Here is a 21,817-nt window from a genome sequence, read left to right on the forward strand (position 1 = left end):
ATACGAGTCTATGGAGAGTCCTTTGGGTGTTTCGTGAGACATGCTTGTTGCGCATAAAAGCCGGGTCGAGGACGTGGACGCCTTCGTCGGTGATGCCGGCGCCGAAGTGTTCTTTGGAGAGGTCATCGACGGCGCGGATGATGAAGTCGACGATCTCGACCGGTGTGTAGACGACTCCGAGGGCGTCGGCTTGGGCGGGGAAGGCTTGTTTGAAGAAGTTCTCATACAGCTCGGTGATGATTCGCTGCTTGCCTTCGGCGTTGTCGATCCCTGAGGCCCGTTCGGCCACGGACTTGTAGAACCCTTCGAGTGAGGCGGTCTCGGCTTGGAGGTTGTTGCCCTCTAGGGTGTCGATCATGTTTTGCATGACTACGGAGACAGGGTTGTTCGCGGCGAAGTCGTAGCCGGAGAACAGGGCGTCGAAGACCGGTTTGGTGATCAGGTGCTGAGAGAGCATGCTGATCGCGTCCGTGTCTGTGATGCCCTCGTTGAGGTTGTGCTTTAGCGCGGTGACGAACTGTTGGAATTTCTCCGCCACGTGGGCTTCTGGTCCGGTGCCGTGTGGTCCTGTGGTGACCAGGGTGGTGATGCGTTGGGTGTGGCGGGTGGCTACAGCGGCGATGTCGGAGGCCCAGTCTTCCCAGTATTTGCGGTCGCCGACTTTTTGGACGATCTTGGCGTAGATCGCGTCCTTCCACTCATCCAACCCGGGGAACTCCAAGTCCAGTGTCAGCTGCTGAGGGGAGGTGAGGCTGGCGTCGTCGTTGTCCTCGGTGCTGAGGCCGACGCCGATGATGTCGATCTTCTCTGACCGGTCTTGGTTGAGGTCGATCTTGTTGACCGTTGCTTCGAACCGGTCATCGTGGGAGCGTAGGGCGTTGAGCACGCTCCAGATGACTTTGTACTTGGTGTTGTCCTTCAGCGCCTGTTCTGGTGTCTGGCCCACGGGCACCCCGACGGGGAGGATGATGTACCCGTAGTCCTTGCCCTGGGCTCGGCGCATCACTCGGCCTACCGACTGGACGACGTCGACTTGGGAGTTCCGAGGATTCAAGAACAGCACCGCATCCAGGCTCGGCACGTCTACGCCTTCTGAGAGGCACCGAGCGTTGGTGAGGATCCGGGCTTCATTATCCTCCGGAGTGGCCTCCAACCAGTTCAGTTTGGATGAGCGCTCGGCAACGTTCATAGTGCCGTCCACATGCGCAGCCCGGCAGACCAGCCCGCCATCCTCGCTGGTGGTGGCGAGTTCTTCGGTGATCTTCTCGAACATCGACGCCACACGTTGGGATTCTTTGATGTTGGAGGCGAACGCGACAGCCCGCTGCATTGCTCGGACAGGCTCGTCGCCGGCCTGTTTGCCGCGCTGGGACAGTCCGTTCCAGCAGCCGACGATCTTGGCGACGTCATCGATTCTCAGCTCGCCTTCCTCATCGGTGAGGAGCCGCTGCAAGTGTTTATTCACTGAGGTTTCATCGACTGCGAGAACAAGGACTTTGTAATCAGTGAGCAGTCCCTGGGCGACAGCGGTGCCGAACCCGAGACGGTGGAACTCAGGTCCGTAGAGCTGCTGATCATCCATGGATGCCACTACCACGGAGTTCTCATCAGCTTTCTTTTTCGCGCCTTCGTCGAAGACCTTCGGAGTGGCCGTCATGTAGAGGCGCTTAACGCCTGCGATGAATGACGCGCTGTGGATTTTGGTGAACGCTGACGCGTCCTGGCCGGCTGCGGTGGCACCGGTGGTGCGGTGGGCTTCATCGCAGATGATCAGGTCGAACTGAGCGAAGCCTGACTGTTGGGCCTGGTGGAGCACATCAATGGACTGGTAGGTGGAAAACACCACAGTCCGTCCGTCGTAATCTTCCGCGGCCTGCTGCTGATCGACCAGTCGTGTCGCATCAGTCGTAGCGGGCACTAGTAGATCTGTGGTTGAGATGTCCTCCTGGGCGGTGTTTTTGCCGACCTTCACATCTGAACAGACCGCTAAGGCGCGGAAGTCGGTGGCGGCGTCGCGCTTCCATTCCCGCAACGTCTGATCCAACAACGCAATTGAAGGCACAAGGAATAGCACCGTGGCGTTGGGTGGGGTCTGGTCCTGCATGATCTGCAGCGAAGTGAAGGTCTTGCCCGTCCCGCAGGCCATGATCAGCTTGCCACGATCCGAGCTTTGGAAGCCCTCGGCTACATCTGCCATGGCTTGGCGCTGGTACGGGAAGGGGGTCTTCTTTCCGTCTTTCTGCACCATCCGGTCCGGGTATTCGACCTGGAACTCCGCCCACTGAATATCGGCCCGGTCCATTTGATGCGGATCCAATACCCGCACAGGGGGATCTTGAGCTTCCAGGGTCTTTTGAGCTGTGGGGCCGATGCCGGCGGTGTGGGCTAAGAGGCGGGTGGAAAACTCCGGTTTGGGGGATGCGGAGATGAACGAGTCGATGTCGCCCTTGGATACCGTGTTCTCGGGGTCTAGGAACTTGCACTGGACCGCGGTCAGCTCTCCGGTAAACCTATCCTTCGCGACGAGATCTATGCCGGTGTCGGTGCGGGTCCCGCGGTCTGGGTAGTCCTGCCACAGCCACACATCGGAAAACTGGAACGCCCAGGCTGGGTCAGTCGTCAGATAGGACCGCACCAGTCGTTCGAACTTATCACCCCGGTCCCGGTAGTCATTGGACTCCCGGTAATACGTCTCGAGTAGGTGCCCTAGCGTGATCTCCTGCGTCCCCATCAGGCCATTATCCAGGTTCGCGCCTACAACACAGAAAGACCAGTGCTGGACCGTGTCGGACGAAGTGTTGGCCCAGATTCACGTAGGGGGTGTCGGAATAACGGGGGCGCGAGTAAAGTTGAGTATGAGTGACTCAAGTTTTTCTTAGCGTTGATTGAAAGGGGGCCGCGAGGCCATGGATGTAAAGCTCACCACCAAGTCGCAGGAGGCTGTCAGCACGGCAGCCATGAACGCCAACACTGCCGGCAATCCACAGATCGAACCCGCCCATATCCTCAAAGCCCTCATGGACAGCCGAGAATCCGTGGCCGTCGCCGCCCTCAAAGCAGCAGGCGCCGACCCAGATTCCGTCTCCTCCCGCGCATCAGCGGCCATCAAAGACCTCCCCGCCTCATCTGGCGCCTCTGTGGCCAACGCCCAGTTCTCCCGCAACGGGCTCAGCGTCATGCGCAACGCCCAAGCAGAGGCCGAACGCATGGGGGATGACTACGTCTCCACCGAACACCTCCTGCTCGGCATCGCCGGAGTCAACGACCCCGCAGGCAACGCCCTGAAAGACAACGGTGCCGAGGTTAAAGCCCTGCGCGCCGCCGTGGACTCCGTCCGCCAGGGCCGCAAAGTCACCACCGCCGACCCAGAAGGCACCTTCGAGGCGCTCTCCAAGTTCGGCACCGACCTCACCGAGCTCGCCAAAGAAGGCAAACTCGACCCCGTCATCGGACGCGACGCCGAAATTCGCCGCGTGGTCCAAGTCCTCTCCCGCCGCACCAAAAACAACCCCGTACTCATCGGTGAGCCCGGTGTGGGTAAGACCGCCGTGGTGGAAGGCCTCGCCCAGCGCATCGAAGCCGGCGACGTCCCTAACGCCCTGAAGAACAAGCGCCTGATCTCCCTGGACCTGGGCGCCATGGTCGCCGGATCCAAATACCGCGGCGAATTCGAAGAGCGCCTCAAAGCCGTCCTGGACGAGATCAAAGCCGCCGAAGGCGAGATCATCAGCTTCATCGACGAGGTCCACACAGTCGTCGGCGCAGGCGGCACCTCCGATGGCTCCATGGACGCCGGCAACATGCTCAAGCCCATGCTCGCCCGCGGTGAGCTACGCATGATCGGTGCCACCACCCTGGACGAGTACCGCGAAAACATCGAATCCGACGCCGCCCTGGAACGCCGCTTCCAACAGGTCTACGTCGGCGAACCCTCAGTCGATGACACGGTCGCCATCCTGCGCGGCATCAAAGAGAAGTACCAGGCCCACCACGGTGTGGAAATTTCCGACGCCGCCCTGGTCGCCGCCGCCGAGCTCTCCGACCGGTACATCACCGGCCGGCAGCTGCCCGATAAGGCCATCGACCTCGTCGACGAGGCGGCCTCCCGGCTGAAGATGGAGATCGACTCCGACCCGGTCGAGATCGACGAACTCCGCCGTGCCGTGGACCGGCTAGAAGCCGAACGCCACTGGCTGAGCCAAGAGACCGACGCCGCCTCCAAAGACCGGCTCACCGCCCTGGAGGAAGAACTCGCCAACAAGCGCGAAGAGCTCGACGCCCTCAATGCCCGATGGGAACGAGAACAAGGCGCACACAACCGTGCCGCAGAACTCCACCGCAAGCTCGACGAACTGAAATCAGCCGCCGAACGTGCCGAACGCGACGGCGACTTCGGTGAAGTCGGCCGCCTCCGATACGGCGCCATCCCCCAGGCAGAAAAGGAACTCGAAGAAGCAGAGGCCCAAGAGGCCGAACCCGACACCCAAGACCGCATGGTCTCCGAGAAGGTCGACACCGACGCCATCGCCGAGGTCATCTCCGCCTGGACCGGCATCCCCACCGGCCGGCTCATGCAGGGCGAAACCGAAAAGCTCCTGCAGATGGAAGACCTCATCGGCTCGCGGCTGATAGGCCAGACCAAAGCCGTCACCGCAGTCTCCGACGCTGTCCGCCGGGCGCGGACCGGGATCTCAGATCCCAACCGGCCCACCGGCAGCTTCCTGTTCCTAGGCCCCACCGGTGTGGGCAAGACCGAGCTGGCCAAGGCGCTCGCGGAGTTCCTGTTTGAAGACGAACGCTCCATGATCCGCATCGACATGTCCGAATACTCGGAGAAGCACTCCGTGGCCCGGCTGGTCGGTGCCCCTCCCGGCTACGTGGGCTTCGACGAAGGCGGTCAGCTCACCGAAGCGGTGCGGCGTCGCCCCTACTCCGTGGTGCTCATGGATGAAGTGGAGAAAGCCCACCACGATGTCTTCGACATCCTGCTCCAAGTCCTCGACGACGGCCGGCTCACCGACGGCCAAGGCCGCACCGTGGACTTCCGCAACGTGGTGCTGATCCTCACCTCCAACCTGGGCTCCCAGTTCCTGGTGGACCAGTCCACTGACGAGCGGACCAAACGCGAATCAGTGATGAGCGTGGTTAACGCCAGCTTCAAGCCCGAGTTCCTCAACCGGCTCGATGACATCGTCATGTTTGACGCGCTGTCCATGGAGCAGCTGACCTCGATCGTGAACCTGCAGATCCACGACCTGGCCGAACGGCTCGCCACCCGGCGGCTGACCCTGGAAGTCACCGACCCTGCCAAAGAATGGTTGGCGTTCACCGGTTACGACCCGGCCTACGGTGCCCGGCCACTGCGCCGTCTGGTTCAGCGGGAGATCGGCGACAAGCTCGCCAAGGCACTGCTTGCCGGAGAGATCGAGGACGGCTCCACCGTGGTGGTTGATCGTGAGGACCTCACCGTAGAGGGCGACACCATTCAGGGGCTGACAGTCAAGAAACTCAACTAAACCCACCCGCGGTGTGAACCGCGGACATCCCTTCACCAGATCAGCCGTGCGGAACATCACATTCCGTGCGGCTGATCTGCGTCGTTTGCTCAACCCTCACTCGGCATACACCACCACGTCACTTCGGCTTCACCTTCATTGGCCACCCTTGTCCAGGTCGCTGCTGCACCTACGAGCCCGGCGGCCCCGGTCACACCAGGTTAGGAGAGGTACGTGAGCACAGTCCAGCTGCGCGGAATGCGTAAGAGCTTCCCGTCCCGATCAGGGGAGGTGGAGGTTCTCAAAGGCATTGATGTCACTGTGGAGGACGGAGAATTCCTCGCGATCCTCGGCCCCTCAGGTTGTGGAAAATCGACTCTGCTGCGCCTGATCTCCGGTCTCGAGCTGGCTACAGGCGGCTCGGTGAGCATCGATGGCACTGACGTCACCGGCACAGCACCAGAGAAGCGCCAGCTGGCCATGGTGTTCCAGAACTACGCCCTCTTCCCGCACCTCAACGTCCAAGAGAACATTCTGTTCGGCCTGAAATCCCGCGGCGCTGACAAGCAATTGCGCAGCGAACGCCTCACCGAAGCAGCCGGGCTTCTAGGTCTGGACGAACTCCTGGAGCGCAAACCCTCAGAACTCTCCGGAGGCCAACGTCAGCGTGTAGCCCTCGGACGCGCCCTGGTCAGCGGTCAGCGCCTGGTGCTGATGGATGAGCCACTCTCAAACCTTGACGCTAAACTCCGCGCCGAAATGCGCGTGGAACTCAAACGCATCCAACGCCGCATCGGCCTGACCATCATCTACGTCACTCACGACCAGGTCGAAGCCATGACCATGGCCGACCGGGTCCTGATGATGTCTGAAGGTCGGGTGGAACAGCTCGCCGCACCTGAGGAGATCTACTCCACACCGGCAACCACCACCGTGGGCCGGTTCATCGGCTCACCACCGATGAACATTGTGGACATCCCGGCCGACTCAGACCTCGCATACCTGCTTCCCGGGGAATTTCGCGACACCGGTGCCACACTGGGCGTGCGACCCGAGTCCGTGGAGCTCCACAGCGCAGGTCAGCCCGTCCCCGGCCACCGGGTGTACCTGGCTGAAGCCACCGTGCTGGTCAACGAGCTACTCGGCGCCGACCGGATCATCAGCACCACCCTCGCCGACGACGCCGCACCCACCACGGGCCGCCGCATCACAGCACGGCTCGAACCCGGGCGGAAGATCGCCGTCGAAGAGCCCGTCAGCCTCAGCGCCAGCCCCGCAGACCTGCACTGGTACAGCCGCAACGACGGCACCCGGATGAACCTCGCAGCACTCCAAGCTGCCTGAACTGCCCCAGATCACTCGCACAACCCACCTGAGGAGAGCCCAGACTCCATGCTGCACCGCCGCTCACTGACCATGACCGCCGCCATCACTACAGCCGCCCTCGCCCTGACTGCCTGCGGTGAAGACGCCGGAGGTGAGGACGACGTCGTCTCAATCGACTTCTACTACCCCATTGCCGTGGGTGGCCCGCTGGAATCGGTGATTGACGGATATATCGAGCAATTCAACGACGAACACGAAGACTACGAGGTCACCGCCGTCTACTCCGGCGACTACGAGCAAACCCGCGCCTCCGTCCAATCCGCAGCGCAGGCTGGCAACAGCCCAGGGCTCACCGTGCTGGGCGCCAACGAACTGCTCAGCGTCCACGAAGCTGGCATCATCACCCCCATCGGGGAGATCGTCGAAGACCAAGAATGGTTCGACAGCTTCTACGAACCCTTCATGGGGGACTCCACCCTGCCCGACGGCACAGTCGCCTCCATCCCGTTCCAACGCTCCACCGTGGTCATGTACTGGAACAAGGAACTCTTCGACGCCGCAGGCCTGGACCCGGAAGTACCACCGGAAACCTGGGAAGAGATGGTTGAGTTCGGTGAACAAGCCCAAGACGCCGGCGCCGACTGGGGCGTACAAATCCCCTCCACCTCATGGGGAGTGTGGATGTTGGAGGCCATGACCATCCAGAACGGCTCCATGCTGTGGGATCCGGAGACTGGCACGGATGTGGCCTTCGATGACCCCGCAACAGTCACCGCGCTGCAGAACTGGGCCGATCTGCAAGCCGATGGTCTGGAACCCTCAGGAACCGTGGACTGGGGAACCCTCCCCACCGAGTTCTCCAATGGGGCCACCGCCATGATTTGGACCACCACGGGTCAGCTGACCAACATCAGCGAAAACGCCCAGTTCGACTTCGGCGTTGCACCACTGCCCGCCCAGGAACAGGCCGGTTCCCCCACTGGTGGCGGCAACCTCTACGTGATGGACGGCATCGCCGACGAGCAGCAGGAGGCAGCCGTCGCATTGGCCCGCTTCCTTTCTAGCCCGGAGATCCAATCGGACTGGGGCGTCGAATCCGGGTATGTGGCCCCACTGGATGCCGCCTGGGAAACCGAGCCGCTGGCCAGCTACGCCGAAGAGTTCCCCCAGGCAGCCGTAGCCCGCGAACAGCTCGCCGTGGCCGAACCCGAATTCGGCGTCTACCGCCGCCAAGAAGTTTTCGACGTGATGGCCAACTCGATCGAGGCGGTCATGGGTGGTGCCGACGTCGACAGTGAGCTCGAACAAGCCCAACAACAGGCCGACAGCATCCTCGACGAATACCGCTGACCTGAGCCTAAACGCCCGAATGCCCCAACGTCCGCACCTGCCCACAGTTCCGCTTTCGCGAAAGGGAAACCCTTGAAACACTCGCGCCTGAGCCTCACCGCCAGTTTCGCCGCCATCGCTCTCACACTCACCGCCTGTGGGGGAGACAACGGTGATGACGACGTCGTCTCGATCGACTTCTACTATCCGATCGCCGTGGGCGGCCCGCTGGAGTCCGCCATGGACGGCTACATCGAGCAGTTCAATGAGGAGCACGAGGAATACGAGGTGACCCCGGTCTACTCAGGGGACTACGAGCAGACACTGGCCTCCGTTCAATCAGCAGCCCAAGCCGGAAACGCGCCGGCAGCCACGGTGCTGCTCAGCACCGACCTGCGCACCCTGAACGAGCAGGACATCATCACCCCCATCGGCGAAATCGTCGATGACGAAGACTGGTTCAACAGCTTCGACGAACCCTTCATGGCCAACTCCGTTCTGGAAGACGGCACCGTAGGCGCCATCCCCTTCCAGCGGTCAACCCTGGTGCTCTACTGGAACAAGGAACTGTTCGAGGCCGCAGGCCTGGACCCTGAAACCCCACCCGAGACCTGGGATGAGATGAAGGACTACGGCCATCAGGTGATGGACAGTGGCGCCGACTGGGGCGTGATGATCCCTTCCTCTGGGACCGCGATCTGGCAGTTTGAGGCAGTCGCCATCCAGATGGGTCTCCAACTGGACAGCGAGGACGGCACTGAGACCTACCTTGACGACCCCCGGGCTGTGGAGGCTCTTGAGAACTGGGTCTCCCTCCAGGATGAAGGGCTCGAACCACAGGGCATTGTGGACTGGGGAACGGTGCCGGATGAGTTCACCTCAGGAACCGTCGGCATGGTCTGGACCACCACAGGCCAGCTGACCAACATCAGCAACAGCGCGGACTTCGACTTCGGAGTCGCCCCGCTTCCTGCGCTCGAACAACCAGGGTCCCCCACCGGCGGCGGCAACCTCTACGTCACCTCAGGCTTACCGGAGGAGGAACAGGAGGCGGCAGTGGAGCTCATCCGCTTCCTCTCCAGCCCTGAAATCCAGGCCGACTGGACCGTCGAATCCGGTTACATCGCACCCCTGCAGGAAGCCTGGGAGACCGAACCGCTGGCCAGCTACGTGGAGGACTTCCCAGAAGCCGCAGTGGCGCGGGACCAGCTGCCGGACGCAGAAAGGGAATTCTCCACCTACCACCGCCAAGAAGTGGGACAGTTCGCCTCCAGCGCCGTCCAGTCAGCGCTCACCGGAGAAGGCGAGCCCCAGGAACTCCTCGAGCGGGCACAGCAACAGGCCGACGACGCTCTCGACGAGTACCGCTGACATCATGACCACCACTACTGAACCAGCCGTCACCACCTCACAGGAGCGCCAGTCCAGAAACCCTCCTGGCACAGAGGCCACCAAAGCGATGGGTGGGCCGGGGGCACAAGCGCTGCGGCGGCGTCGTCGTGCTGATGCGCTGTTCTCCTACGCGGCGCTGACCCCAGCCTTCATCATCCTCCTAGGGTTCACAGTGCTGCCGTTCCTGCTCTCCGCCTGGCGCAGCGTGCGCAACCCAGCGGGGGAGTTCACCTCAGCCAACTATGAGCGCATGCTCAATGACGGCGTCTTTCACCAAGTCATCAGCAATCAGCTGGTGTACACCGCGGTGACGGTGCCGGCCACGATCGCGATCTCCCTCTTCCTCGCTGTGCTGGGGACCAAGGTGGTGCGGGGTCGGTCCTTGGCCAGAGTCTCATTCCTGGCGCCTGCGGTGCTTCCGATCGTGGCCGCCGGAACCATCTGGGTGTACTTCTACCAGCCCAACTTCGGAGTGCTCAACGGTATCGCCCGGGCCATCGGCCTCTCAGGAGTCAATTGGTTGGGCACCTCGGACACTGCTTTAGGGGCGATGATGGTGGTCGCCGTCTGGCAGCAGGCCGGGCTGTTCGTCATCTTCTACCTGGCGGCGCTGCTCACGCAGGATCCTCAGCTTCGCGAAGCCGCACGGGTCGAGGGCACTCGGGCGTGGACGTTCTTCCGCCGGGTGACTTGGCCGCTGCTGATGCCCACCACCCTGTTCATTGGGGTGATCGCCACGGCCAACTCCTTCAAACAGGTGGATCTGGTGTTCGTCATGACCCAGGGAGGACCATCGGATTCAACCAACCTGATGCTCTACTACGTCTGGCAGACCGCGTTCGGCCAGTTCCGCCAAGAGTACTCAGCGGCGATCACCGTCATGCTGGTCATCATTCTGCTGCTGATCGCCATCGCCCAGATCCGACTGCTCGACAAGCGGATCCACTACCGGTAGGAGCGTCATGACGATCACCACAATGGCACCGCGCACCTCAGTGGCGGACCGGCTCATGGTCACCCTCGCCTGGGGGATGGCTCTGCTCTGGGTCTTCCCGCTGCTGCTGGTGCTGATCATGGCTTTCCGTGATTCACCCACAAACCTCTCGCCGCTCGACGGCTGGACCCTGGACAACATCACTCGCGTATGGGGCGCCGCAGCCTTCGAGACTTTCCTGCGCAACAGCTTCATTCTGGTGGTCGGACTCACCGTCACCCAGATTGTGTTGGGAGTCTTGGCGGCTTATGTGTTCGCGCGCTTCGAATTCCCCGGACGCGACGTCTTGTTCTTCATTGTTCTGGCCCAGTTGGTGATCTACCCGGAGATCATGCTGTCGGAAAACTACTTCATGATTACCCGGCTCGGCCTGGACGACACCCTCCTCGGGGTTGGCATCCCCTACGCTGCCAGCGCGTTCGCCATCTTCCTGCTGAGGCAGTCCTTCAAGACCGTGCCCAAGGAACTTGTCGAGGCCGCCGTAATGGAGGGTATGGGGCGTCTGCGAGTGCTGTGGCGGGTCTACCTTCCGCTGTGCCGTTCCACGGTGGCGGCCTTTGCCATGGTGTCGGTGTCATTCCACTGGAACAATTTCCTCTGGCCGCTGATTGCTACGCGCACCAACGACTCACGCCCAGTGACAGTGGGGGTGGTGCGGTTCATGGCACCAGAATCAGGAATCGACTACGCCTCACTGACGGCGGGAACGCTGATCATTGTGGTGCCACTGCTGATCTTCTTCATAGTGATGCAGCGTCAGTTTGTGCAGAGCTTCATGCGCTCCGGGATCAAGTAAGCCCCAGCACCTGAGTAAGCCCCGGGCGGGGGTCAGTCCTCGTCGGATTCGCCGTCGTCGTCTTCCTCTTCATCCTCATCAGACTCGGTGTCCTCATCAGATTCAGCGTCCTCGCGGTCCCCTTCAACCACGTCAAGATCTGTACCCTCACTGTCTGCGTCAGCATCGCTGTCGAGGAGGAAATCGCCGGTGAGCCTTTCTCCGTCCGTGCGGGAGAGGAAGCAGGTGACCAGGCGATCGTCGTCGTTGTTCCACGTGGACTCCGAGGGGTGCCACAGCTCAATCTGCAGCTCAGCGTCCACGGCCTCCACGGCATCGGCGCTGAGCTCAATCTCATCGTGACACCACTGGTTCGCATTGCCGGCCACAATGTCATCACCGGGATATTCGCCGTCTGTGACGTCATCTTCCATCTCACGCTGAAGCAAAACTTGGACATCGTAGTTGCGCTCACAGCTGATCACGTTCGCTGGGGAGTCCTCATCAGAGAACCCAGTCAGGCACCAGCCAGCCTCCCAATCCTCTGGAGGAACATCGCGGGCGTGGACGCCGTCTGCGGGCTCCTCAGTCCAGGTCCACTGTGCGGCCTCTTCCGCATCCTCGCGGGCCAAGAACCACCACAACAGGCCTATTGTGAGAATGACCACCACAATTCCGGCAATTACGAACGGAACCGCGTTGAGCCGGAAGCCTGTGTCGCCAGCAGCGGCGCGGCGATCCCGCCGTGACAAGGGCTGCTGAGGGGCCTCTTTGGCCTGCGGTGACTCGCTCATCGGTGTGCGGCCCTTCCCTTCAGTGCGACGCCATGGTGGCACTCATGTTAACCTAGAGATCACCAACCACTTCATCCAAAGAGTCAAGCCGGCGATGAAAGTTCATCGTGAGGCCATATCGAGACGACGTTAAGGGGGTCCCGCTCATGGGGCGTGGCCGTCAGAAGGCGAAAGCTACGAAGCAGGCGCGGGAGATCAAGTACTACACCCCGAACACCGATCTGTCCGCCTTAGAGCGCGAGCTTGCCCAGGCGCGGGGAGAAATCCCTAGCCCAAGCAGCGACGACGCTGAAGAAGATCCCTCCGAGGACTGGGACGATGACTACGGCCGCTGAGCGGTCAGGTGTTCAACCAGCAGGCTGAGCGGGCCCACCGTGCCGCGCTGAGGTCCATTGCGCGTACTGTTGAGGAGTCCGCACCACCGCATGATCCCGAGGCCGCCAAGTCCGGGATCCTCTCCCAGCTGCGCAGCGGATCAGTCCTGTGTGTCACCGGTGCGGGGATTTCCACCGATTCGGGCATCCCTGACTATCGGGGGCCCGGTGGGTCGTTGAAGAAACACCGACCCATGACATATCAAGAATTCAAGTACGACGCCGCCTCCCGCCACCGGTACTGGGCACGTTCCTTTGTGGGCTGGCGGCACCTTGGACAGGCTCAGCCGAACCCCGGTCATGACATCCTCGCCCGCTGGCTGCAGTCAGGGCTGCTCACCGGATTAGTCACCCAAAACGTGGACGGACTCCACGCTGAGGCCTCACCTGCCGACGCCACCCTGGTACCCCTGCACGGGGACCTCTCCCGCGTGGTGTGCCTGACCTGTGGGAACTATGAGACACGGACAGCCCTCGATGAGCGGCTCGAGGAAGCCAACCCCGGCTACGCCGAGGCTGCCGCCGTCGCCGCAGAGAACGTCAACCCTGATGGTGATGTCACCCTGGACGATGAATGGGTCCAACGCTTCATCCTGGTCACCTGTCTGGTGTGCCGGGCCGATACTCTCAAACCCGACGTCGTCTACTTCGGTGAGAGTGTGCCAGTTGAACGCAAAACCGCGGTGGACGAGCTCGTGGCTGAATCATCCTCCCTGCTGGTGATCGGTTCCTCCATGGCCGTGATGAGTGGCTATTCCATTGCCCTGCGCATGAGCCGAGCAGGAAAACAGGTGGCGGTCATCAATGGCGGACCGTCGCGTGCTGATGCCAAGGCCACATGGCGCTGGCGAACCCCCATCACTCCCGCTTTGCAGTCCTTGGCGGTGGAGCTCAATGGAGAGTCCTCACAACCAGTTGAGTCACACTGAGGTAATGGAGACCCCACACACCTCAGGCAACGCGGAACTTATTGAAGTACTCGGGGTCTACAACGCCGACGGGGGACTGCGCGGTGAAGTCTCCTACATAGTGGGCAACATCCTGGGGCGTGCCCATTGCGGACTGTGCGACATCACGCACTCACCCATCCGGCGCAAGCAAGAATGGGACGCCATGGTCAGCAGGGCGCAGGTCCCGATCCGGATCGTGCACCGCAATGAAACCAGCCCTGCCGAAACCGAGGCTCTCAAGGCAGTCAGTCTGCCCTGCGTGCTCGGCCTAGACTCTGCCGGCCGCTACGCGGTATTGCTCGACGCCGACCAGCTCAACGCCCTCGACGGCTCCGTCGAAGCCTTCGCCAACGCCCTCCCGCGCCTCATCTGGGCTGACTGACTGCATGCGTCATTGGGGAGGCATAGACACCCAAATGCTTCTGGGCCACCAAAGCGTAGGGCAGCGTGGAGATCCCGATGGGCCGAACCAACTGATGAACAGTGTCTCAGAGCGGTTGTGCAACGGTCTGAGCAACGGTGCCGATGACGGCAATCGGCAAGGGGCTCGCTGGGCTCAAGGGTAAAGCGTCTCGTCTCCCGAAAGCACGTCGACGAGATCACAGGCAAGGATCGAGGTCGCAGTGGAGACCTGTTCAGGATCCCCGACGCCTTCTTCGGCGCGTCCTGCCATCATCGAGCCGAGCGCGGCAGGACCGGCAGCCTTGACTCTCCACACCCGATGATCGTCCGGATCAAGTGCTGAGACCTCCATCTCAGAGAAGTCGACGAGCGCAGCTTCCAAGCCTTTCGCTCGCCGGGTCGCCCGCGCATCGTGTGGAGGAATGCGGGCACCACGACGCCCGGGACCAGCCAAAGCCTCGGGCACCATGAGATCGACGGGGATTCCGTCAGTGCTCACCCAGGCGCCAGGTTGCCCGTTGGTGTCTGGGAGGAATCCAGCACTTCCCATCGCCGCTTCGATGAGGGGAGCGTCGGCGAGCAGCCGAGGGTCGACGGCGACGTCGCTGTCTTTTGTGGCCTCCGCCAGCGCGACGTCGATTCCTCCGGTTCGCAGATACACGGCCTGTGCGCCGATTACGATGACGGCCTCGCTGTGATCCTGGAGTGCATCGAGCGCATCGAGGAGAACCGAACGCGCGCGAACCAGGAGGTCGGCCGAGCTATCGCCAGTGCTGTTCATTGCGCCCCATCCAATCTATGAGTTCTTCTGCTTCGGCGGGCGCCCGTCCAGGGCCGGTCATGAGGTCCGCGGCGACCTGTGTTGGTGCGGCGATGCGCAGTCCATCTTCACGGTCGATGCTCCGCTCCAACGCAACGCCGTAGGCAGGCCGCGCAAGCAACACGTTCGCCCCCGTATCGGTAGCGCGAAGCCCCCACTCGTCGGCGACCTGCTCCGGGTTCAGGGCATATATCATCGCTGAACGTGCGGGCGCATATGCGGCCCAGGTGGCGGCGGCCACCGAACCCGTCACCGCATAATCGCCTACGGAGCTCTTACGGATGCTTCCCAGCACCGCTTCGAGTCCGCGAGGCGCTATCCACTGTGTCACGGAGTTGGTCTGCAGGAATCCGTAATCAATGCTCCAGCGACGCAACAGGGCGGCCCAGTCGGGGATTGTAATCAGTCCGTTCTCATCGCGAGAGGCGAGGGCCTCCGATGCGAGGAACTCCACGACGCGATACACGGAACCTGTGGCAGCTTCGGAGCGGCTCACGAGATCCCGAATCTTCCACGGACCGGGCATGTCGAGCAGCGCACGGACAACCTTCGCTGCCGGCTCACCCTTGAGCGTGCCTCGCGGGCGTCCGGGCCCGCGCCATGGGTCCTTGTCAGCGCCTCGGTCGGAGAGAAACACGGCGGGAGAATCCGCCCGCAACAGGAGGTTACCGGTGGCGTCCACATACGAGAGCCCCGCCTCGGCGAGGCGATCGCGCGTGGACTTCGTCAGGTAGCGAGAGACGACCAGTCCGATGCCCGATGACTTGTCGTCACGCGAGCGGCCTAGTTGTTCCGCGATTCGAGAAACGTCCCGTACCTCGAGCAGCTGTTTGGTTTCGATGCACATCTGGGCTTCTTCACCCGCTGGCGACCGCAGAATGCTCATCGCATCCACGCCGGATTTTCCCTGTTCTGACATCGCGTCATCCAGGCTCCAGCCGGAGGGAAGCCGTTCGCGGATCGAGGCAAGGCCGCTCTCGATTAGCTTACCCTCGGCCTTCGGCGGCAGGGGGCGTTCCGTGATGACGCTCATGTTCAGATAATACCCTGATTCCGCCGCCGACGGAACATGATCATTTCCTGAACACTTGAGTACGGTCTCGATGCGCCGCGCTCGCGGATTAGTTCCCGAGCAGCTCATCGAGGATCTCCACGCCGCACCGTCGCAAACGGGACTGTGCGAGGAGGCGGATGGATGGGCGTTCGTCTCAACGAGTAGGACTTTGCCTTTCAAACTGTACCAAACGTACGGTACAGTTTGGGGTGTGGTTGTGAACAGAAGACTTCATGGGGACCCGGCGAACACTGATACCGGGGCATTGCGGCTTGCCGGCGTTGCCGAGACTACAGCGGCACCTGACCGATCCCTGGCGCGCTGGCAGCGCTGGACTGTGCTGGGCATTGTGTCCTCCGCGCTACTGCTGATCGCCCTGGATAACACCATCCTTTACACCGCGCTGCCGATCCTCTCCAATGACCTTGGTGCCACCAACTCCCAGCAGTTGTGGATCATCAACGGCTACCCCCTCACCATGGCGGGACTCCTGCTAGGCTCCGGCGCACTTGGCGACAGGTTTGGACACAAACGCGTCTTCCAGGTCGGGCTGGTCATCTTCGGCTCCGCCTCCCTGGCCGCAGCCTTCGCCACCAACCCCGAGGCGCTGATCGCCGCCCGCCTGCTCAAAGGGGTCGGCGCGGCAGCCATGATGCCCGCCACCCTCGCCCTGATCCGCATCAGCTTCGCCGCCGAACGCGAACGCAACCTGGCCATCGCCATCTGGGCGGCCACCGCGAGCGTCGGCATGGCCGCAGGACCCCTGGTCTCCGGGACACTGCTGGAATGGTTCTGGTGGGGCTCGGTCTTCCTCATCAACGTGCCCATTGTCATCGCCGCCAGCATCCTGATGATCGCCATCGGCCCCCGGAATCTCAACAACCCCGCCCGCCGGTGGGACGCCGTGTCCTCCACCCAGGCGCTAGTCGGCATGGCAGCCTCCGTGCTCGCCCTCAAAACCTGGGCCGAGGCGCCCCTGAACCTGCCGCTAGCGCTGATCTCCACAGTCATCGGCGGGGTGGCCCTTACCCTGTTCGTCCGCCGCCAGATGCGCCTGATGCGCTCCGCCACAGAACCCCTGGTGGACTTCGCCATCTTCCGCAACCGCGGGTTCAGCGGAGGCGTCGTCGCCGCCGGAGCCTCCATCTTCACCATCATGGGCCTCCAACTGGTCATCACCCAGCGCTACCAGCTGGTCGAAGGGTTCAGCCCCCTCGAAGCAGGCCTGCTGGTCACCGCCATGGCGGTAGCCTCCATGCCATTCGCGATCTTCGGTGGGGCCGTGCTGCACCGGGTCGGGCTGCTACTGCTTGTGGCCGGCGGCATCGGCACCGCCGCACTCGGCACCGGGATCGTCATTGCCGCGGCAGTCCAAGACTCCCTCCCAGTGCTTATCACCGGGCTGATCGTCGCCGGCGTGGGAGTAGGGGCGTCCATGTCCGTGGCCTCCAGCGCCATTATGGGCAACGTGCCTCCCCGCCGAGCAGGCATGGCCGCCTCACTGGAAGAAGTCTCCTACGAATTCGGCGGACTCGTGGCGGTCGCCACCATGGGCTCACTGCTGACCTTCGTCTACTCCCGCGCACTGACCCTGCCGGCCGATAGCGAGAACATGATCAGCAGCTCCCCAGCCGTCGCACTTTCCAGCGACGACGCCGGGGTGGTCTCAGCTGCCGCCTCGGCTTTTGACTCGGCCTACTTGGCAGTTCTGGTGGCCACATGCGTCGTCGTCACCCTGGGCGCCTTGGGCTGTGCGTGGCTGCTGCGGCGCTACACCCCCGGAACAGAATCCCAAGCCTATCCAGACAACCACTAGGCTGGGGGACCGATGAGGGAGTCCAAAAGGGAAGCAGCGCTGGAAGCAGCCAAACGCATTGTCCAACGTGACGGTGTCACCGCACTGTCCTATGAGGCAGTCGCCGCCGAGGCAGAACTCACCAAGGGCGGCATTCTCTACCACTTCCCCTCACGGGAAGACCTGCTGCTGGCGCTGCACAAATACGTGGCAGACCAATGGGAACAGTGCATGATCCGCGAGGTCGGCCAAGAGGCCGGCCCGCAGCTGGATGACGACACCAAAGCGGCCGCCTATGTGCGGGCCTCACAGAACCCGGACCGGGCAGAACTGCTGTTGACGCTGGAAGCCGCCACCCAGAACACGGCAGCCAGCGAAGTGTGGAACGGGGTCTACAACCGCTGGGCCGCAGAGGAGCCAACGGCCGCCGAGGATGATCAGGCAGTGCGCCGTTTCATCGCCCGGCTGGCCGCCGACGGACTCTGGTTCTACGAATCAATCGCCCCCGGGGAGCTGCGTCCAGAGGTGCGCGACCGGCTGGTGGAGGAAATTATCGCCCTAGGTCAGGACACGATCCCGTAGCTAGGCTCCCGGTTCTTCAACATCCGAACCACCCCGTAGGTGACCGGGAACAGCAGGAATTCCACCAGGCACTTATAGATCACGCCGAACACAAAGTAGCTGCCGAACTCGGTCCAGCTCATCATGACGAACAGGTCCACACCGGGCAGCACATTGAGGAACAGTGGGAACGCGGTGAAGGCGATCAGACCAAAGATGAAGGTGTCGGCCACCTGGCCGAACACGGTGGAGGACATGATGCGCGCCCACAGGTTTGACTCCCCAAAGCGCTCCTTGACCTTCACGATCACCACGGAGTTCATCACCTGACCGAGCACGAAGCCGATCAGGGAGGCGACCAGGATGCGGATATACACGCCATCCCAGCCGAAGAGGATCTCAAAGGCTTCCTGATTGTGGGAATCACCCAACGCGGGGGAGACAGTCACCAGACCAAAGACCACGGCGCCGACGACCATGACGGTAAAGCCCACGAACACGGCGCGCATAGCGGCCCTGAAGCCGTACACCTCAGAAATAATGCCGCCGAGCAGATACGTCAGCGGGAAAAGGAAGACGCCGCCGTCCACCACCCAGCCGCCGAAATCCATCTGTTTGGTGGCGGCAATATTGGAGATCAGGTAGAACGCGGCGAGAAGTGACACCAGAACAGCAAAGTACTGGCTGCCTGGGTGAGCGAAGCGGACATTTCGGGTTTCTCCGGGGGCCGCAGCGGGTGCGGACCCCTGCCCAGATCCGTTATCGGGCGTGGTCATAGGTTGGGCCTCTCGTTAGGGTGGTTTCAAGGTGATGAAGGAAGTCCTCCGCCTGGATACGGCGGATGAGTTCAGCATTTGGGGCAGCGCCCCAACGCCCAAGCCAGTCTGCCACAGTCTCACCGCGCGTTAAGGAACCCTGTAGCTCCACATCAACAGCGACCGTTGCGGTCTCCGCCCACGGGATCCCGTCCTTTCCGGTGGGGTTGCGGGCCCATTGGAGGGCGGCTGCCAACACATACGGGTCATGGACCTGAGCCAGGTAGCCATGGCCATCTGCGGCGTGGAATTCGAAGTAAAAGCGCAGGGCCTCGGCCAGGTGCTCCAACCAGCTCTGCCACCCTGGGTGTGACGCTCCTGCCAGGATCCGCGCCAGCCGGTCCGGGGTGATCACAATGGACTCTGTGGCCTCAATGGGGCCCACCACTGGTAGGTTCTCCGCAGCTGCGAAACCAGCGAAGACCTTAGCGGCAGCCTCCGGATCATGGTCAATGTTCCACTCCGTGGTCGGCTTGGTGTTCCCCCGGTAATTGAACGCCCCACCCATGATGAAGATCCGCTTGATCAGCTGTGGCAACCCCGGCTCCTGCTCCAGAGCAAGCGCCAGGTTAGTGCAAGGACCGGTGACCACACCGACGAGCTCCCCAGGGTGGGCGCGGGCGGCGTTCACCCACGCTTCGGCCGCCGAGGTGTGTGACGGCGCAGTACTCGGTGTGGGCAGGGTGGCGTGACCGGCACCGGTGCGCCCATGCGTGTCATCGGCATAGAGAGTGGGAGCCATCAGAGTGTCCGAACTGGCTCCCGACTGGGCCAGGGGCAGTTCCGCTCCAGGGTGGACGGGTACGTCCCCGCGCTCGGCAAGATCCAACCACCCCAGGGCATTGAGCACAGTCTGAGCAGTAGGAACGTTGCCACCAGAGGCGGCGATACCCACCACGTCCACGTCTTCCTGACACAGCAGGTAACCCAAGGCCACGGCGTCGTCGATACCGGGATCACAGTCGAGCAACAGAGGAATCATGGTCCCATTCTCCCCTCCTGAGGGCCTTGGCTGGCATTTCGATTCCCAGGACTTATGGCATTCCGGCGGCGAAGGAACGGCTCAGTTTTCTATATCCCGCTATATTGATCAGGGACCCGATGCAACTTTTTCGCCCCAGAGGGCGACTCATGGGTAGTAACACCGCAGGGACCGCCGCGGAACACGCCATGAGAAGAGGACAGATGAGACTACGCAACCACACCATCGCCATCCGCGCTGCCGCACTGACAGCAGTCCTAGCCCTCGTTGCCTGCGGTTCAGAGGAACAGGCAGAATTCGAAGAAGGAGATCCCACCGCTAGCGCTGAAGCTGCGGAGGAGACTCATGAGGCTGCCGAGCCGGACGAGACGGAGGCTGAGGACACGCAGCAAGACACAGAATCTGCAGACGTGGATTCTTCAGGGGCTGAGGGAGTCACCACCACAGCCACCTTCCTCCCACACTACGGATCGGGCGGACAGTCAGGTGAAGTGACGCTGGAAGCCACCATAGGTCCGGTCGTCCGCGACGGTGATCTCGCTTCTTTAGCCATGGAGTTCGACTACCAGGAGGGCGAGGGAGACCTGAGCACTATGGACTTTCTCTTCGGCCTAGTCGGCATTACTGACGGCACCCTAGCCGGTGGACAGGTGCGGTTGATCGACCCGGAAGCCATGATGGTGGCTGAGCTGGCTAGGCTTGAGGGAGGCGAAGGGAGCATCGCCGCGGCGTCGTCCTCCTCGGGTGACAGTTTCGGAGACAGCGCCGAAGCCGGGGAATCTCTGCACTGGTTTGGCCTCTTCGACGCACCTGAGAACGAGACGGTCAGCATTCTGCTTCCACACTTCGGTCTTGTCTCCGAGGTGCCGGTGGTGGATGGAGACCTCGACGAGACCAACACTACGGAGGAGAGCTTTGACTACTCCGACATCACCGGGGAAAGCCACGAGCTGGTCACCTGGCGCGACACCCCCGAATACTCCATCGAGGTCGAGGGAGATGAGACCACGGTCAACTTGCCCTCGGATGTGCTCTTCGACGTCGACTCGTCTGATCTCTCCAACGAGGCTGAGGAGGCGCTGGAGTCCGCGGCAGAAGAGATGGTCGGCACCGAGGGTGGAGAGCTGCGCATTGTGGGTCATACCGACGACGTGCTGGATGAGGCCTACAACCAAACACTGTCAGAGGAACGAGCCGAAGCGGTGCACCAGCGGTTGCAGGAGGTGGCTGACCTCGAGGCATTCGACGAGGTATCCGTCTCCGGAGAGTCCTTCCGCCAACCCATCGCCGACAACAGCTCCGAGGAGGGCCGAGCCATGAATCGGCGGGTGGAGCTGCACTTCACCACGGTCACAGACCCCGGGGAGCAGGTGGTGGAGGGAGAACTCCCCGAACCCCAAGGGCCAGTAGGTGGAGCCGATGAGGAAATCACCGTCAACGCCGGTGACAGCGGCCCCTACGCCAACGAAGACGTGATCCTCAGCGTGGAGTCCCTAGAGCGGCATGCCGGCCTCGTAGTGGCGGGTATCCGGGCCGAGTCCACAGGGGAAGTGGCGGATCTCAATTGGCCCTTCGCCCTTGGAGCCGGTGGAGTTCACCGAGCCGGTGTCAGCCAGGTCGGCTCGGTGGATCTGCCCTACCTAGTGGCAGGGGACCATTGGGTGGAACCACTGCGGTACTTCGTCACCGACGTTGAGGTTGATGACGAAGACCCAGAGGAGTCGGAGGTTTCCGGCCGGGACTTCCATCGACTCACTGATGTGCTGTTCGGCTCGTACGGTGACTACAACGAAGGTGATTCAGCGGTCGCCTACCTGGTGTACCCGGATATCGGCGGCGAAGAGCTGACTCTGGAGTCACCCGGCGAGCATGAGGGCACCGATTGGATACTCCGCCAGATCGGAGTCAATCCTTGGCGATTCGAGGATATCCCCGTCACAGAGGGCAGCCCCTAAGGCG

The 21,817-nt window shown here is 62.3% G+C and carries 18 protein-coding genes; 12 read left to right on the plus strand and 6 right to left on the minus strand.

Annotation, left to right across the window (positions count from 1 at the left end; all coding sequences use genetic code 11):
* A partial coding sequence (locus tag FEF26_RS12745; RefSeq protein ID WP_138253922.1) for a restriction endonuclease occupies positions 1 to 2,731 on the minus strand: 2,731 nt, incomplete at its 3' end.
* 175 nt (positions 2,732 to 2,906) lie between these two features.
* Between FEF26_RS12745 and clpB the strand changes: the two genes are divergently transcribed.
* From clpB to FEF26_RS12775, 6 genes are all read left to right on the plus strand, one after another.
* Positions 2,907 to 5,516, plus strand: a complete 2,610-nt coding sequence (gene clpB / locus FEF26_RS12750; RefSeq protein WP_138253923.1) for an ATP-dependent chaperone ClpB — start codon at positions 2,907 to 2,909, stop codon at positions 5,514 to 5,516.
* Between the two features lie 213 nt (positions 5,517 to 5,729).
* Positions 5,730 to 6,839, plus strand: coding sequence for an ABC transporter ATP-binding protein (locus FEF26_RS12755; RefSeq protein WP_138253924.1), 1,110 nt, complete (start codon positions 5,730 to 5,732; stop codon positions 6,837 to 6,839).
* Positions 6,840 to 6,887: 48 nt separating this feature from the next.
* Positions 6,888 to 8,171 carry an ABC transporter substrate-binding protein gene (locus FEF26_RS12760; RefSeq protein ID WP_138253925.1) on the plus strand — a complete coding sequence of 428 codons (1,284 nt, stop codon included), beginning with the start codon at positions 6,888 to 6,890 and terminating at the stop codon, positions 8,169 to 8,171.
* 72 nt (positions 8,172 to 8,243) lie between these two features.
* Positions 8,244 to 9,521: an ABC transporter substrate-binding protein gene (locus FEF26_RS12765; protein WP_138253926.1), complete on the plus strand. Its 1,278-nt coding sequence runs from the start codon at positions 8,244 to 8,246 to the stop codon at positions 9,519 to 9,521.
* A gap of 4 nt (positions 9,522 to 9,525) precedes the next feature.
* Entirely contained in the window at positions 9,526 to 10,497 is a 972-nt protein-coding gene (locus FEF26_RS12770; RefSeq protein ID WP_138253927.1) for a carbohydrate ABC transporter permease, read from the plus strand.
* A 7-nt stretch (positions 10,498 to 10,504) separates the two neighbouring features.
* Positions 10,505 to 11,332 carry a carbohydrate ABC transporter permease gene (locus tag FEF26_RS12775; RefSeq protein ID WP_138253928.1) on the plus strand — a complete coding sequence of 276 codons (828 nt, stop codon included), beginning with the start codon at positions 10,505 to 10,507 and terminating at the stop codon, positions 11,330 to 11,332.
* A gap of 32 nt (positions 11,333 to 11,364) precedes the next feature.
* Here the strand turns inward: FEF26_RS12775 and FEF26_RS12780 are convergent, their stop codons facing one another.
* Positions 11,365 to 12,105 carry a hypothetical protein gene (locus tag FEF26_RS12780; RefSeq protein ID WP_138253929.1) on the minus strand — a complete coding sequence of 247 codons (741 nt, stop codon included), beginning with the start codon at positions 12,103 to 12,105 and terminating at the stop codon, positions 11,365 to 11,367.
* A 146-nt stretch (positions 12,106 to 12,251) separates the two neighbouring features.
* On the opposite strand from FEF26_RS12780, the gene FEF26_RS12785 reads away from it, so the two are divergent.
* Genes FEF26_RS12785 through FEF26_RS12795 form a run of 3 tightly spaced genes read left to right on the plus strand, consistent with a single transcriptional unit; the run spans position 12,252 to position 13,811 of the window.
* Positions 12,252 to 12,440, plus strand: a complete 189-nt coding sequence (locus FEF26_RS12785; protein WP_138253944.1) for a DUF3073 domain-containing protein — start codon at positions 12,252 to 12,254, stop codon at positions 12,438 to 12,440.
* Positions 12,441 to 12,448: 8 nt separating this feature from the next.
* Complete coding sequence (locus FEF26_RS12790) at positions 12,449 to 13,408, plus strand: Sir2 family NAD-dependent protein deacetylase (protein WP_138253930.1); 960 nt, start codon at positions 12,449 to 12,451, stop codon at positions 13,406 to 13,408.
* A gap of 4 nt (positions 13,409 to 13,412) precedes the next feature.
* Positions 13,413 to 13,811: a hypothetical protein gene (locus FEF26_RS12795; protein WP_138253931.1), complete on the plus strand. Its 399-nt coding sequence runs from the start codon at positions 13,413 to 13,415 to the stop codon at positions 13,809 to 13,811.
* Positions 13,812 to 13,985: 174 nt separating this feature from the next.
* On the opposite strand, the gene FEF26_RS12800 is transcribed toward FEF26_RS12795, so the two are convergent.
* Together FEF26_RS12800 and FEF26_RS12805 are read right to left on the minus strand one after the other, a co-directional pair.
* Positions 13,986 to 14,612, minus strand: coding sequence for a hypothetical protein (locus FEF26_RS12800; RefSeq protein ID WP_138253932.1), 627 nt, complete (start codon positions 14,610 to 14,612; stop codon positions 13,986 to 13,988).
* Positions 14,593 to 15,684: a hypothetical protein gene (locus FEF26_RS12805; protein WP_138253933.1), complete on the minus strand. Its 1,092-nt coding sequence runs from the start codon at positions 15,682 to 15,684 to the stop codon at positions 14,593 to 14,595. The genes FEF26_RS12800 and FEF26_RS12805 overlap by 20 nt, the downstream gene beginning before the upstream one ends.
* Before the next feature lie 232 nt (positions 15,685 to 15,916).
* Here FEF26_RS12805 and FEF26_RS12810 point away from each other — a divergent pair, with 232 nt between their 5' ends.
* Positions 15,917 to 17,521: an MFS transporter gene (locus FEF26_RS12810; protein ID WP_341805151.1), complete on the plus strand. Its 1,605-nt coding sequence runs from the start codon at positions 15,917 to 15,919 to the stop codon at positions 17,519 to 17,521.
* Positions 17,522 to 17,533: 12 nt separating this feature from the next.
* Complete coding sequence (locus FEF26_RS12815) at positions 17,534 to 18,082, plus strand: TetR/AcrR family transcriptional regulator (RefSeq protein ID WP_138253934.1); 549 nt, start codon at positions 17,534 to 17,536, stop codon at positions 18,080 to 18,082.
* Here the strand turns inward: FEF26_RS12815 and FEF26_RS12820 are convergent.
* Together FEF26_RS12820 and FEF26_RS12825 are read right to left on the minus strand one after the other, a co-directional pair.
* Positions 18,064 to 18,837, minus strand: a complete 774-nt coding sequence (locus FEF26_RS12820; RefSeq protein WP_138253935.1) for a queuosine precursor transporter — start codon at positions 18,835 to 18,837, stop codon at positions 18,064 to 18,066. The two genes, FEF26_RS12815 and FEF26_RS12820, sit on opposite strands and share 19 nt — an antisense overlap.
* Positions 18,821 to 19,858, minus strand: a complete 1,038-nt coding sequence (locus FEF26_RS12825; protein ID WP_138253936.1) for a nucleoside hydrolase — start codon at positions 19,856 to 19,858, stop codon at positions 18,821 to 18,823. The genes FEF26_RS12820 and FEF26_RS12825 overlap by 17 nt, the downstream gene beginning before the upstream one ends.
* A 203-nt stretch (positions 19,859 to 20,061) precedes the next feature.
* On the opposite strand from FEF26_RS12825, the gene FEF26_RS12830 reads away from it, so the two are divergent.
* Positions 20,062 to 21,813 (plus strand): OmpA family protein, encoded by a 1,752-nt coding sequence (locus FEF26_RS12830; RefSeq protein WP_166433033.1) that lies wholly within the window; start codon positions 20,062 to 20,064, stop codon positions 21,811 to 21,813.
* Positions 21,814 to 21,817 lie beyond the last annotated feature (4 nt).

Origin of the sequence: Nesterenkonia salmonea (assembly GCF_005771525.1) — a bacterium.
In the GTDB taxonomy this organism is placed as follows: Bacteria; Actinomycetota; Actinomycetes; order Actinomycetales; family Micrococcaceae; genus Nesterenkonia; species Nesterenkonia salmonea.